The following is a 13,954-nucleotide window of genomic DNA, read 5'->3' on the forward strand; positions in this document are numbered from 1 at the left end:
CCGCTCTGGCGGTTGCGTGTAAATGCCCGGGGTTATTGCGAACAGCATTGAGGAGACGGGCTCCGAGAGGGTATTAGACGATATCGTAGACCCGCTCCCGGGCGAAGAGGCAGGGGACGGGGATGAATCTCTGTAGCTTCTCCGGCGCGGTTTTTCTTGGGCTTCCGCGGGCTCCCCACCAATGCGTGTCAATGGGCGGTATGAACCCTCCCCTGCGTGCATTTCCCTCAAGCTCATGCTTAGTAGGATAAATGCAGACGCGTCTCCACCGGGGCGGTCGAGACGCACCGGTGCTGGCGCGGGCGCGGAGGAGGCTGTGAGAAACTGGACGATTGCAATGATTCTGTGGGGGAGGATGGGGGGCCGGGTTCCCCTGTTTTCAAGTCGGGGCATTTTCAAAATACTTTTCCCATGAAATAATTTCTGGTCCCCTCGGGCGGACTGAGTGTGCCGAAAAATTTTTCTATAGGAACTAGCATATAAACCAAAGGTTAACATCCATGCCCCGCGTTGCGAAGCAGAGGGAGCTGACCATCGACGAGCTGCTGGCGGTGCTCGGGAACCCCCTGCGCCGGGAGATTCTGGCCCGCCTCACGCAGGAGACCCACTACCCACTCCAGCTATCTAGGGAGCTCAGGGTGAGCCAGCAGGCGATAATGAAGCACCTGAGCGTGCTCAGGAAGTACAGGCTGGTCAGGTGCGCGGAGAGGAGGAGTTCACGGCTAGGTCCCCCGCGAAAGTGCTATGTCTCCACGGGGAGCTTCTCGATTCGAATTGACCTCGGTCCAGGAGCGTTCGAGGCCAGGCTGATTCCACTGGAAGCCGGCGAGGGCCAGGGCCGGGGGTCTGGAGTGGCGGGAGGGTCAGGGCACGCGCCAATCGCGGAGTTAAAAGAGGAGAGGGGCGAGACCCGCGAGCCAGCCGCAAGGCTGAGGGAACTAATCGGCGTTCTCTCGAAAATCAACCGTGAGATCGCGGAGCTCGAGAGCCGCAGAGCCTCCCTCGCCTCGGCCAAGCAGGAGATTCTGAGAGAGGCATGCGGAATCATAGCCGGGATGACAGACAGCTATAAAGAAAGGAGGGTGCTATATCTTCTCGCGGAGGACCCGGAGACGCCCCTCGATGAACTCGCCCAGGAGCTTAGGGTGCGGCGGGAAGAGCTGGAGCGCCTCTATAAAATGGTCGGGCTGGACGGGGGGCTCATCTGAGGCCCGGAGGGAGGAGACGCCCCGCGCCGCTGCCCTTTCTAGTTAGGGAGGGGAGGAGTCATCCCAGGCGCCTCAGCAGCTCCTCCACCCTTTTCACCCCGGGATCTCCGCGCCCGCCCTCTCGGCTATGCGGCGCCTCCTCCTCCCAGCTCAGCTCCTCGGGCTTCTCCATCCTCGGCATCGGCGGCACAGGCTCCATATGGGGAGCACTCTCCGCTGCTGGAACCGACGGAATCCACTCTTCGGATTCCAGCGTTTCGGAATGAGGCGGGAAGGGTGGTGTGGTGGGCTGCGCGGGCGCGGGAACCTCCTGCTCCAGAACCTCCTCCCCTACTGCCTCGACGTTGTACCTCCCTATCGATGGCTCAAGAGGTGCCACAGCCTCCTCCCTCCTCCTTCGCCGCATGGCGGCTAAATAGCCGGCCACGGCCCCGGCGACGAGACCCGTCCCGAGACCGACGAAGAGGAGTGGCGTCTCCTCTTTTGAAAGGGAAAGGGGGCCCGTTCGGGTGATTCTCAGGACCTTGGTCGTTGGGTTGCCCGCTCTATCCACGGCAGTGAGTACGAGCGAGTTCTCGCCCTCCTGAAGCGATATCTCGCAGGCGAACCTTCCCGAAGAGTCAATCTGTGCTAGGATGCCGTTGACAGTGACCGAGCTCCCGGGGTCCGTGTAGCCCCGGACCATTACCGTGTCCTGTGAGGTTCGGAAACCGCTCTGCGGGCTCGAGATGACCAGAGGCGGGGGCACCTGGTCGAGCTCAACGGTGGTGTTGACGAAAGCGGCGTTGGTGGCCCCGTCGACTGCTCTCACGGTGAGCGTATTCAGGCCCGGCGAGAGCCTGATGGGGACGCTGAGGCTCCCACCCGTGTTTGTCGCGGGAAGGCCGTTGACAGTGACCTCGGCCCCCGGCTCGGTGACGATGCTGACCGTCAGGGCCGCGTTGTTGGTCACGAAGCCCGGCCTTGGGTGGACGAGCTGGACGAAGGGGGGGATGGTGTCCAGTGTCACTGTGATATGGGTCTGGTTGGCGTTGCCCGCGGCGTCGAGAGCTCTCAGCGTGATATGGTTCGGTCCCTCCTCGAGCTGGAGCTGGAGAGAGAAGCGGCCCTCCACGGGCGATGTCCTCGTCGCGCCGGCGGTGACCTCAACGCCATCGCTCTCTCCCGACACTGTCAGGAGGGGACGGTTGGTCAGACTCCCGTCGGACGGGTGGAGGATGACGAGGGAGGGGGGAACGGTATCCAGAACCACAAGCAGGGTTGTGGAGTTGAGGTTTCCGGCAGCGTCCGCCGCCGTTACCTGAATTGCGTTGTTGCCCTCGCGCAGAGGCACCTGCGCGGAGAACACTCCATCAGGCCCCACAATTGCGGGTAATCCACCCGCCGTAACAAAGGCGCCTTGCTCGGTCTGGCCATTAATGGTCACTACCCTAGACGCGGTCACGTGGCCTTGGGCGGGCGAGAGAATCATCAGCGCGGGCTCGACCGTGTCCACAGTGACGTTCCTCGTCTCTACCGCCGTATTCCCGGCCTCGTCCACTGCAACGACTGTCAGGGTCTGGGGGCCCTCCCCTAGCTCCACGAGGGCCTCGAAATTGCCCTCGGGGTCGAGCTCCGCCGGAAGGCCGTTGACGGTGACGCAGCACATGGGCTCCGCCACCCCTGAGACCCTGACGGGGCTCTTGTTCACGAGCGCACCCTCCTCAGGCGTTTCCACCCGTAGCTGGAGCTCGGTATCGACGAGTATGGAGGCGGCGGCCACGCTCGACATTCCGGCGCGGTCGAACGCGCGGACCTTGAGCAAGTGGCGGCCATCGAGGAGGTCCAAGTCGAAGCTCCATCTGTCGAGACCATCCGCGCGGCTCCAGTTGCCATCGTCTACCGCGTACTCGACTCTGTTAAGACCGGAGGCGTAGTCCTCGGCTGTTCCCTCGGCTCGGATATGACCAGTGGTCGAGCGAAGCCCATCCCTCGGATGAGTTATGCACAGGAGGGGGGGGTCGGGGTCCGCGAGTGTCAGGCGAATCACCGTATTTGTCGTCAGAGATTTCCTCTCGGACCTCCTGACCCCGCCGGCCAGGGCGGATATCTCGTGCGGGGTAAAGTTCTGCCAGGTGAGTTGGCTTCTCGAGTACTGTCTCACCGGAACAGTGGGGCACTCACCTCTTTCCCCTGTCTCGGTCTCAAAGACGAGGCGCGCGCTCGAATCAGTGACCCTGACTCTAGCACCGGGCGCTGGAGCGGCGTTCTGCCACTGGACGGCTGCGGTCAGGAACCAGGAGAGGTGAAGGACGCTCGTCGGCTCCGTGAATGTGACCTTCGACTGGTCGAAAAATGTGTTGGTGAGGTCGAGCTCGTTGCGTGGCCCGCCGACGTAGATGCAGGCGACGCCGGGGGCGCTCGAGGTTATTGTGGAGTTCACAGCTGTCAGGCGACTGTCACCCGCTGTGTAGATGGCGTTGCTTCGAATCGAATAGACCGAGGAGTTATGGAGAGTGGCCAGGGACCCGCTGAGGTAGAGGCCGATGCTGCTGCGGCCACCGAGCGTGGTCCTGTTGAGCACGGCCTCCGAGCCGTAGTAGAGCACATACATTCCGAGCTGGTCCCCGTATATCGTGCAGTTATCGGCGGAAATGAAGGAGGTGTAGTATAGAATCGCTCCCGAGCCCGCGGTTGATGTCAGGTTCGTTCTGTTGAGGCTGCACTGAGCCGTGTAGAGGTAGATGCCGTAGGAGCGCGCGGTAACCTCGCAGTTGCTCAGGGCCACATAGGAGTAGTGCTCTGCATAAATGGCGTAGCTGTCTCCTGTGCTAATAGCGCTCTCTACAATCTCCACGGCACCGTAGGATGTCACCGAGATTGCGGGTCGGGACTTGGTCGATATTTCGCACTGGTCGACAACCGGGCGGCAACCGTCGGTCAGCTGAATTCCGTAGCCCAGGTCTGGGGTCGTGACCTTGTTTCTGCGGAACCCCCCACTCGTCATCTGGCCGTAGTATGCGGCACCACCGTAGGAGGAACTTAGGAGTCCGTTGCGGACGAATGTGCAGTCCTCGATGTCTGGCGAGGTGTAGTAGGCGCAGTAGATTCCGAAGTATCCCGACCCCTGGAAAGTGCAGTTGTGGACCTTGGGCCTCGAGTGGCCGTACATGTAGACGCCGTATCGGCAATCCGTGAAGCTCGAGCTTGAGACGGTTGGCGACGAAAAGTAGCTGTAGACGCCGTAGTAGCATCTGGTGAACTCGCAGCCGTTGACCACCGGGCTGGCCCCGTAAGCCATGATGCCGGCGGAGGCGATGTCGAAGAATCCGCAGGAAGTCACGGAGGGCGAGACACCGTCGAGATAGACTCCGTGGGTCGAGTTGATGAAGGTGCAGGAGTCGATGGTCACATTTTCAGAAGCTACGTAAACGCCGTTGTTCTCCGAGGGGCTGTTCGTGTAGGTGTAGCCCACGTCGCTCAAGGTGCTGCCCGAGAGCGTCACCGACGCACCCGGCCGAATTCTGAACAGGTACCTGTTCGAGGCATTTGTGGAGGATATGGTCGAGCCGTTCCTGACGACCAGCTTTCCCCCGGACTGGACCTCGATGCCGAACTGGCCGCTGGTGTCCAGTCTGAGGCGGAGCGAGACGTGGTCTAGTGTGAGGCTGCCACCGGACGCCACGGTCAGGTTGCCGTGGTCAAGAAGAATGCTCACGCCCGTGTATGTCCGGGCGTCCGTAACGGTCCAGTTTCCCGTGACCGTGCCGCCCGAGGGCGGGGGGTCGTTGGAGGCGGGAACAGAAGGCATGAGAAGGGAGAGGGCAAGAGCGGTGAGCACCAGCCCCGCCTTTCCATTATTCTTCATAGGCAATTCCCTCCTGTTTTCAGGAGTCGTTTGAGAATTCGGGTCCCTGAATTTAAGGCCTTTGGTGGATTTGCGTCAACAGCCACAAGGTGTGATTTAATAAATCTGTGGTTCATTCCGGCTTTGTGCACTCGACAGCGGCTGGGGGAGCTGGCCACGCCGTTATCCTCTCCACGGAGGAGGACACCGCCGAGATTCTGGAGCTAGCGAGGTCCGCTGGGTATGAGGTCCTCCGAACTTTCGTACAGAAGAGAGAGAGCCCGGACGCTGAGCTATACATCGGGAAGGGAAAGGTCCGCGAGGTGGCGGATTTCCTGAGGCAGCTGGAGGACTCCGGGGAGCGGTGGGGTGGCCGGGGAGGGAGGGAGTGTGTGGCGATATTCAACGGCTCCCTCAAGCCGGGGCAGGTGTTCCACCTCGAAAAAGAGCTCGGGACCCGCGTGCTGGACAGGGTGGGCCTGATTCTGGAGATATTCAGCAGACGCGCCGGGAGCAGGGAGGCAAGGCTGCAGGTCGAGTTGGCGAGGCTCCGCTACGAGGTTCCTCTGGTGCGCGAGTACATTCACAGGACGAGAACGGGGGAGCACCCTGGCCTATTCTTCTCGGGAGGGGAGTACCAAGTCGACGACTACTACAGAATGATTCGGGCCAGGATGGCCGCTATAAGAAAGGAGCTCGAGACCATCGGAAAGGAGAGGGCCCAGAGGCGCAAGACGAGGAGGAGGGGGGGAAGGGCGCTTGTCGCCCTCGCGGGCTACACCAACGCGGGTAAGAGCGCCCTATTTCGCGCCCTGACTTCAGAGGACAGCCCCGTCGGCCCAGAGCTGTTCACCACCCTCTCGACAACCACGAGGCGGCTGGCGGAGGCTGAGGGCGGGGGAGGCCACACGGGGAGAGGAGACGGCACGCCCCTTGCGAGGGCGGGGGGTACCGCCGCGGCGCTAACGGGGGGCAGCTGGGGGGTGCAGGGCTCCCGAATTCTGCTGACCGACACCGTCGGCTTCATCCGCGACCTACCCCCCTGGCTCATCGAAGCGTTCAGGTCAACGCTCGAGGAGGTATTCCTCTCCGACGTCGTTGTTGTGGTCGTGGACGTATCGGACCCCCTAGAAGAGATTCAAGTCAAGACCGCGACGACGCTCGGAGTGCTCAGAAAGGGCGGCGCAACTGTGCCAGTTGTCGCGGCATTCAACAAAATGGATCTAGTGGGCAGAGAGGAAGGCATGCGCAGGGCTTCTGCAATCGCGCTCCGGCACGGGCTTCAAAAGTACTGTCTTACCTCTGCCCTCGACGGCACGGGCCTCCCCGAGCTCACCCGGCTGGTCATCGAATCTCTCGATGACTTCTTCTACGGCACAATAAAGGGACCAGCGGATGAGGTCGGGAGACTGGCGAGGGAGGAGGGGCTGAGGGTCTCGGCCGTCGCCGGCGGAATGGCCGAGGTGAAGGGGGCTCTGCTGCGCAACTGGAGGGTGCGGAGTCTCTTGACCCGGTACCCCCGGGTCTCGTTCGAGAGGGGGGCGGCACCGCGAGAGAGACCGTAGCAAAGGGATGAGAGGAAAAACAGACTGGGACCGAGAGCACACCGAAGCCAGCAACAGGGAGGAGCTCGGAGCCGCCCACAGGGCTGGACCGGGAATTCGGAGAAATCGAGCAGAATAACCGGGGGTCCCCCACTCATCTATACATTGACAACGAGGGCGGCTCCACCGAGAGGGGGCTCTGGTGGCCCGCGAGGGTCTTCTGGACGCTCTTCAAGGCCTTTTTTATCTCGGCCTCCATTCTCTCCGCCTCCTCATATAGGGGGGTTGTGTCCAGCTCGATCTGGGGGAGGAGGGCGTCTATGGCCTCGACGAGCTTCGCGGCGGACCGGGCGTCCGGGTAGCTTTCGTGCGCATCCGCGATAAGGCACAGAACGTCCCTGTCGAGTCTGGCGCCCTCGTTCAGTAGGACCCCCGAGATTCCTGTGATGATCCCCTCGCTGAGCTCAGGTATCGCGTTCTTCTTGAGGAGCTCACGCATCCTTGGGGTGCTCCCCACCCCATATGTGTTGATCTTCTCCGGCTGGTATCCCTCGGCGATGGGGAGGCCTTCCGCTGAGATTATGATGCCGCAGCCGGCCTCAGAGGTCCAGTCCAGAATAGCGTCGACAAGGGGGTCGACGAGCTCGGCGGGTGGCCTGAACTCGGAGAGAAAAACCACCAGCCTCTTGTCACCGTATATCCTCACTGGGTGGTTTGGATCGCCTCCCTTAATTATAGAGGTGACAGGGAGGTATCTGGAGTGGATGCAGCCGATTTTGGGCAGCTTGAGCTGCTCCACAAGGTAGTTCGCGGCGAGGGTGCTGACCAGCCCAACGCTCGGGAAGCCCTCGACCACCGCAGCTCCCTTCAGCTCGCTCTTCTCCTTGATGTATATCTCTAGCTCTCTCTCGGCTCCTCCCGCCATCCGCACTTCCCCCTGCGCGTGGCCCGTACCTCACTCGACAATATTGTACTTTTCCCAGCCCGCCCCTACCCGAAGACCACACAGGACCTAAATATTTATCATCGGCGGAGAGGATGCGGGTTGGGTGGAGGAATGAGGGTCTCTGAGATAATGAACCGAGAGGTCAAAACCGTCAGACCTGAGCAGAGCCTAGCGGACGTCGCCCGCCTCTTCGTCGAGAACCACATCCACGGCGCGCCCGTCGTGGACGCGGAGAACCGCCTCGTCGGCATCGTCACCGAGTCCGACATACTGAACGCGACCAAAGCGAAGTACATCAGGTACAATCTGGTCTATCCGTCGATTCATCAATTCGGGCTCGACTTCAAAGAGAATTACTCCGAAATCGCGAGGGCCTTCGAGGAGGTCAAGAGCGTGCCCGTCTCGGAAATCATGACCAGAAAGGTCGTCGCTGTGGCCCCCGGCGACAGCGTTGAGGAGGTTGCGTCGATGATGGTTAGCAAGAAAATCAATCGCGTCCCCGTGGTCGAGAGAGGGAAGGTCGTCGGTATCCTTACGCGCGGGGACATCCTTCGGGGTCTGTTCAGGAAGAGGGAGTAGCTCGCCACCCTTATTTCAAGGCGAGCGCACGACCATAAGGGAGTGGTGGGGCCCGCTCAGGGAATCTTGGTTCTCTCGAGCTCGTTCGCCTTGTTCTCCAGCTCCACGGACTCGAGCTCCAGCTTCTTGACCTTCTCCATGGTCTGGGCGGCGAGCTTGCGCTTCTTGGCCGCCTTCTGCCGGAGAATGGAGACCTCGTGGTCGATTTCCGCGTTCCTCTTGAGCTTCCTCGCGGCCTCCAGCTCCTCCTCCTCCTTGCTTCGTTCTTTCTTTACGCTCGGGAGGTCAAGCATGCACTTCCCCCACCATCCCCAACCGCCTGGAGGGAATTAAAAGTTACTGAGTGGCCCGGGTCCTTTGCTCTCGCGGCTTGCGGCTCGGACACCGCGCCGGGGCTCGAACGCCTGCAAGCTCTCGCGACCCGTCGGCCTTTCTGATGGGTATTTATATCCATCCAGCCCATTCATGGGTCCGTGCCCGAGCTCCGGAGGCCGAGGGGTACGAGGGATTTCCTGCCGCGCGAGATGGAGCGCCGGCGCTGGCTGGAGGAGCGTCTCAGGAAGACAGCCTCGCTCTTCGGCTTCAGGGAAGTCGCCACACCAACTTTCGAGCATGCAGAGCTCTTTACAGCGAGGTCCGGCCCTGGAATTGTTGAGTCCATGTATGTTTTCAAGGACAAAGGAGGACGAGAGCTCGCGCTCAGGCCAGAGCTGACCGCACCCACGATGAGGCTCTTTGTCGAGGGCCTGAGGGCAGAGCCTCGGCCCCTCAAGCTCTTCTACCATGGCCCCTGTTTCAGGTACGAGGAGCCTCAGAGGGGGCGCTACAGGGAGTTCTGGCAGTTCGGGGCAGAGGTCATCGGTGCAAAAAGGGCGGAGGGAGAGGTTGAGGTCCTCTCGCTGGCCCATGAGTGCCTCCGGGCTTCGGGCCTGAGGGGCTTCAGGCTTAGGATAGGCCACGTCGGGGTCCTGAGGAGCGCTCTCGAGAGCGCGGGCGTGCGGAGGGAGGCGCAGGCACCCCTGATGCACCTGATCGACAAGCGGGACATGGATGGCCTCAGGGCCGCAATCGAGAGGCTCGGGGCCGACCCCAAGCCGCTCCTCGCGCTCCTCGAGGCGTCCGGGGGCAGGGAGGTACTTGAGAGAGCGCCGGAATCTGGCCTCGAGGAAGTTCTCGAAGGACTCGAGGCCTGCGGCATAACGGACTACAGAATCGAGCCCGGCATCGCTCGCGGCCTCGACTACTACACAGGACTCGTATTCGAGATAGACGCGCCCGAGCTTGGGGCGGAGAAGCAGGTCTGTGGGGGCGGGACCTACGCCCTAGCGGAGCTGTTTGGCGCGGAGCCCGTCGAGAGCACCGGCTTCGCCCTCGGGTTCGACAGAATTCTCGTCGCTTTGGAGGCGCAGGGTCTCGAACTCCCGGAGAGGGGGCCGGAGTTCTATGTGATTTCGGTGGGGCCGGCCGCGAGGCGCGAGGCCCTCAGGCTCGCGAGCGAGCTACGCAGGGCGGGCCTCAGCGCGGACATTGACCTATCGGGAAGGAGCCTAGCCAAGGCCCTGAGGCACGCGGACGCCATCGGGGCCCAGAAGGCCGTCATCATTGGGGAGGAGGAGTTGAGTAAAGGGGTTCTGTCGCTCCGGGAGCTCTCCACAGGCGACCAGACCCAGACCACGGTGCAGGCCCTGCTCGAAGGAGCTCGCCGGACCTAACTGGATAGCCCGAGGAGCCTTTCGCCTCCAGGGTGGCGAGGGAAGCGGCCCGGTGGCCCTCGTATAATGCTCACGCAACCCCGGCCGGCGCGGCCCCTGCGGCGATTTCCTTGGCCAGCCTCCTCCTCTTTCGTCGTCTGAGGGCGATGAACCCGCCTGCGATGGCTACTCCGGCCACGATAACGACGAAGATGGCGGTGATGAAAAGATTGTTGCCGGCCGTCGGGTTCGTAAAGAAGCCCTGGGCGACCTCCTTCTCGAAGCGGAGGGTGAAACGACTCGAGTTGGTGTAGTAGTTCTGGCCATCGTAGGAGGCCCCGACCGTAAAGGTGTAGTCACCGGACTGGGCTTTGCTCTTCTTAATGTCCCAGACCCATGAGACCGTGGTTCCGTTGTCGCTCGAGGAGATCGTGGGGGGGCTGATGTGGTCCGGGGAGACACTCGCCGGGCCAGTGACTGTGAGCCTGTAGAAGAGGGTGGCCGTGTCCATTCCCAAGCTCTCATTGACCGACGCGACGAGTCTGATGGAGCTCTTCTCCTTCTCCGGCTCGAGAAGGGACACGGAAAGTGGGGGCGCGCTGAGGGTGAGGACGATGAAAGAGTCGTGGTCCGCGCTTCCGTACAGGAAGTCGCCGCCGCTCGAGGGCCCAATGAAATAGTTCGGGTCGCTTAGCCAGACGAGGCCCACGCCGACGGTTCTCCCCCCGGGAATCGACAGGGTGGTGCTGTCCGTTATCGTGAATTTAACCGGGCTGCTGACGTCCTGCCTCGAAGTGAAGAAGTAATCGACCAGCTGATCGCCGATGAATATGTTGAGCCTGAAGCCCGCGTTCTTTGCGCCCTCGCTACTCCTGGCCCAGAGCTCCGCCTTGAAGGAGCCCTGAATGACGAAGTCCTGGCGCGACACGAAGGACCACGTGCCTATCTCCGTTCCGTACCTGCGCGCTCCGAAGAGTCTCCCGGGAGCGCTGGCGTACTCCTCGGTGGTGTTACCGGGGCTGGGCGGGACGGTCGTGAACCCCTGTCCCTTGAAGTGCAGCGTGACCTGCAAGCCCTCGTCCTGCGCGGGCCCCGCGCCCGCGGTTGGAATCAGAAGCTCAACAGCTAAAACAGCTCCCACGAGCAGAGTGGCCAGCGCCCTATTCCGCATACCGGGGCCTCCCGTGTTCCATGTTCTTTCCATACATACACGTTCTACTTAAAAACTGTTGTTATGGGGTGTTCCTTTGTGGCTCGAATTTCATTGATTCTCGGACTGGGTTTCCGCTGGGGCAATAGGTACCGGGGCCTTCAGCCGGCGTGGGGGCGCATGAACCGCACAAAAAGGATATATCAGAAGAATATCTTCGGTCGGGGGAGGTGGACGGCTCGCGAGCTGAGAATTCCTATCTCGAGGCCCCCGGCGGGAGGGCCCTCCTGCTAGGCAACGAGGCGATCGCAAGGGGACTTCTCGAGGCCGGCGTGGACGCCTGCACCGGCTACCCCGGGACCCCCTCCACCGAGATACTCGAGATGCTCATAAAGGCGAGGCATCTGGGGCACTATGTCGAGTGGAGCACAAATGAGAAGGTCGCAGCGGAGGTGGCGATATCGGCCTCCCTGTGCGGCCTGCGCGCCAGCGTGTCCATGAAGGGCGTGGGGGTGAATGTCGCCTCGGAGCCCATCCAGGCGTTCACCTACATCGGCGCACCGGGGGGCTTCGTCCTCATAACCGCTGACGACCCCTCAATGAACAGTTCCCATAACGAGCAGGACAACCGCATCTTCGCCCGACAGGCCTATCTCCCCGTCATCGAGCCCTGTGGCGTGGCCGAGGCCAAGGAGGCGGCGCGTCTCGCCCTGCTTCTTTCCGAGCGCTGGCACCAGCCAGTGATGCTCCGCTCGACCACCGCCATTAGTCACTCGAGTGCGCCGGTCAAGCTCGGCCCTCTGCCACAGAGACCCCGGAGGGGCACCTTCACAAGGGCTCCGGAGCGCTGGACCAACCTGCCGCAGAACGCACGCAGGATGCGTTGGGAGCTGCTCGAGAGGATGGCCAGAATCTCGCTCGATGTCGAAAACATTGAGCTGAACAGCCTATCTGGCCGAGGGGAGCTGGGATTCATCGCGTCTGGCGCGGCCCATCCAGTGCTCCTCGAGGCGCTCGAGGAGCTCGAGCTCGCTCGTGATGTGAGGGTCCTGAAGCTCTCCACGCCGTATCCCCTCCCGGAGAGGATGGTCTCCTCCCTTCTCGACAGCTGCGAGAGGGTGCTCGTGGTGGAGGAGCTAGAGCCATTCGTCGAGGAGCAGGTGGGCGCGATCGCCCACAGGATGGGCTCGGAGACGCGTGTCGAGGGAAAGAGGGCGGCTCCGGAGCCTCGGCACCGGGCTCGTCCCGGCGCGGGCGGCAGGGCTCCACTGAGGGGACACGGGGCGGTACTCGCAAGCCACCTACCCATTCAGGGCGAGCTCACGGTCACACAGGTGGTCCGCGGAATCAGGAGCTTCCTTGGAATGGAGGCGCCTGCCCGTCCAGCGCCATGCGCGGGCGCTGTGGAGGTTCCCTCTGGCCGGTCAGGAATAGAAGGAACACCACGCGGTCCCGCGAGCGCTCCCTCGATTCCACCGAGGCCCCCTGTGCTGTGCGCCGGCTGCCTCCACAGGAACGCCTTCTTCGCCCTCAACATAGTTGAGCGGAGACTAGGGAGGGGAAAAAGGCTACTCAGGCCCTCCGACATTGGCTGCTACACATTGGGGTACCAGCCGCCCCTGAACGCTGTGGACTCGAACTTCTGCATGGGCGCGGGCGTGGGCCTCGGCTCGGGCCTGGGCCGCTTCAGCGGGGAGAGCGTGGTCGCCCAGGTCGGCGACTCGACCTTCTTCCACTCGGGCATCCCGGCGATTATCAATTCGGTGATGAACGGCTCGGACCTCGTGGTCCTTCTGCTCGACAACGGAACGACCGCTATGACGGGCCACCAGCCCCACCCCGGCACGGGCAGGAGGGCGGGCGGGGAGGCCACGCGGGCGGTGAGCATCGAGCGGGTGCTGAGGGCCTGCGGGGTCGCGGGGGTCTCGGTCGTCCCCGGCTGGAGCATCAGCAGGATCGCGCGGAGCGTTGAAAGAGCTGTGATGGATGGGGGAGTCAGGGCGGTAGTTGTCCGAGAGCCATGCGCCCTGCTCGTCCAGAGGGAGAGGAGGAAAAAGGGGAGGAGGGCGCCGGTCTGCAGGGTGGACCCGGAGAGGTGCAAGGGCTGCCTCCTGTGCATCACGCGCTTTGGATGCCCGGCGATGAAACCCTCCCAAACCGGCAAAAAAATGGAGATAGACCCAGGAATATGCTCCGGCTGCGGTGCCTGCCTGGACAAGAGCGTGTGCCCCCACGGGGCGATTCAAGGGGTAAGGGGGGGTGTGGCGCTTTGAAAGACGGAACGCCGCCACGGGGAGCTCGTATTGGCACGGCCAAATTGAGGCAGTTCCGGGAGTCCGTCGCCCGACGCACCTACAACATCGTCCTCACTGGCGTGGGGGGACAGGGCGTCGTCACTGCGGCCCGGGTGCTCGCGGAGGCAGCGCTGGCCTCCGGCCTCGACCTCAGAATGTTCGGCTCCTACGGGATGGCCCAGAGAGGTGGAGCCGTTTCGGTCCACCTGAGACTCGGGGGAAGGGTGCTGAACGCGCGTGTGGAGGAGGGGACGGCAAGCCTCATCGTCGGGCTCGAGCTGCTCGAGACGGTGCGCAGCCTACCCCTGCTCGCGCCTGACGGTATCGTCATCGCCACCAAAAGGCTGATTCCCCCGGCTGGTACGGTGATGAGAGGAGGAGCGGATGGGCTTCTCAAGCTCCTCTGCGACCTGCCAGGCTCCCTTATACTGGACGCAGAGGCCCTCGCCGGCGCGGCGGGCACGCGTGGCGTAAGCGCTGTGCTTCTGGGAGCAGCGTCTCGAGTGCCCGGGTTCCCCGTCCGTGAGGAGGCGCTCGAGAGCTTGGTTGCGGTGGACGCGGGCGCCGAGAGGGAGGAGGCCCTCCGCGCTTTCAGGAGGGGGAGGAGGGAGGCTGTGGAGTACTTCAAAACCCAGGTCGCTCGGAGGGAGCTGGAGGGGGGAGGGTCATGGGTGGATGGGGAGTGAGTGGACGGGCACATTCGCGGTTGGGAAACG

General features: G+C 62.7%; 10 protein-coding genes. 6 read left to right on the forward strand and 4 right to left on the reverse strand.

The annotated features are described in order from the left end of the window. The first annotated feature begins 500 nt into the window (after nt 1–500). Entirely contained in the window at nt 501–1,208 is a 708-nt protein-coding gene (locus QW379_04400; protein MEM2869646.1) for a helix-turn-helix domain-containing protein, read from the forward strand. 58 nt (nt 1,209–1,266) lie between these two features. Here the strand turns inward: QW379_04400 and QW379_04405 are convergent, their stop codons facing one another. Beyond that, complete coding sequence (locus tag QW379_04405; GenBank protein MEM2869647.1) at nt 1,267–5,055, reverse strand: right-handed parallel beta-helix repeat-containing protein; 3,789 nt, start codon at nt 5,053–5,055, stop codon at nt 1,267–1,269. 125 nt (nt 5,056–5,180) lie between these two features. Here QW379_04405 and QW379_04410 point away from each other — a divergent pair, with 125 nt between their 5' ends. Then, complete coding sequence (locus QW379_04410) at nt 5,181–6,599, forward strand: GTPase (protein MEM2869648.1); 1,419 nt, start codon at nt 5,181–5,183, stop codon at nt 6,597–6,599. A gap of 133 nt (nt 6,600–6,732) precedes the next feature. Here the strand turns inward: QW379_04410 and QW379_04415 are convergent, their stop codons facing one another. Continuing rightward, nucleotides 6,733–7,503 (reverse strand): PAC2 family protein, encoded by a 771-nt coding sequence (locus QW379_04415; GenBank protein MEM2869649.1) that lies wholly within the window; start codon nt 7,501–7,503, stop codon nt 6,733–6,735. A gap of 120 nt (nt 7,504–7,623) precedes the next feature. On the opposite strand from QW379_04415, the gene QW379_04420 reads away from it, so the two are divergent. Continuing rightward, nucleotides 7,624–8,103, forward strand: a complete 480-nt coding sequence (locus QW379_04420) for a CBS domain-containing protein (protein MEM2869650.1) — start codon at nt 7,624–7,626, stop codon at nt 8,101–8,103. Between the two features lie 56 nt (nt 8,104–8,159). Here QW379_04420 and QW379_04425 read toward each other — a convergent pair whose 3' ends face one another. Then, complete coding sequence (locus QW379_04425; GenBank protein MEM2869651.1) at nt 8,160–8,396, reverse strand: hypothetical protein; 237 nt, start codon at nt 8,394–8,396, stop codon at nt 8,160–8,162. Nucleotides 8,397–8,576: 180 nt separating this feature from the next. On the opposite strand from QW379_04425, the gene hisS reads away from it, so the two are divergent. Next, nucleotides 8,577–9,815, forward strand: coding sequence for a histidine--tRNA ligase (gene hisS / locus QW379_04430; GenBank protein ID MEM2869652.1), 1,239 nt, complete (start codon nt 8,577–8,579; stop codon nt 9,813–9,815). Between the two features lie 70 nt (nt 9,816–9,885). Here the strand turns inward: hisS and QW379_04435 are convergent, their stop codons facing one another. Then, nucleotides 9,886–10,965 carry a hypothetical protein gene (locus QW379_04435; GenBank protein MEM2869653.1) on the reverse strand — a complete coding sequence of 360 codons (1,080 nt, stop codon included), beginning with the start codon at nt 10,963–10,965 and terminating at the stop codon, nt 9,886–9,888. A 209-nt stretch (nt 10,966–11,174) separates the two neighbouring features. Here QW379_04435 and QW379_04440 point away from each other — a divergent pair, with 209 nt between their 5' ends. Together QW379_04440 and QW379_04445 are read left to right on the forward strand one after the other, a co-directional pair. Further along, nucleotides 11,175–13,217: a thiamine pyrophosphate-dependent enzyme gene (locus QW379_04440; GenBank protein MEM2869654.1), complete on the forward strand. Its 2,043-nt coding sequence runs from the start codon at nt 11,175–11,177 to the stop codon at nt 13,215–13,217. Next, the gene (locus QW379_04445) at nt 13,214–13,924 is read left to right on the forward strand and encodes a 2-oxoacid:acceptor oxidoreductase family protein (protein ID MEM2869655.1); all 711 of its coding nucleotides are present in this window, start codon (nt 13,214–13,216) and stop codon (nt 13,922–13,924) included. The genes QW379_04440 and QW379_04445 overlap by 4 nt, the downstream gene beginning before the upstream one ends. Nucleotides 13,925–13,954 lie beyond the last annotated feature (30 nt).

The organism is Thermoplasmata archaeon (assembly GCA_038851035.1).
Classification (GTDB): Archaea; Thermoplasmatota; DTKX01; order VGTL01; family VGTL01; genus JAWCLH01.

Excerpts from the sequence above, each read along its gene's own strand:
- QW379_04400 (MEM2869646.1), top strand. The coding sequence starts at position 501 with ATGCCCCGCGTTGCGAAGCAGAGGGAGCTGACCATCGACGAGCTGCTG.
- QW379_04405 (MEM2869647.1), bottom strand. The coding sequence starts at position 5,055 with ATGAAGAATAATGGAAAGGCGGGGCTGGTGCTCACCGCTCTTGCCCTC.
- QW379_04415 (MEM2869649.1), bottom strand. The coding sequence starts at position 7,503 with ATGGCGGGAGGAGCCGAGAGAGAGCTAGAGATATACATCAAGGAGAAG.
- QW379_04425 (MEM2869651.1), bottom strand. The coding sequence starts at position 8,396 with ATGCTTGACCTCCCGAGCGTAAAGAAAGAACGAAGCAAGGAGGAGGAG.
- QW379_04435 (MEM2869653.1), bottom strand. The coding sequence starts at position 10,965 with ATGCGGAATAGGGCGCTGGCCACTCTGCTCGTGGGAGCTGTTTTAGCT.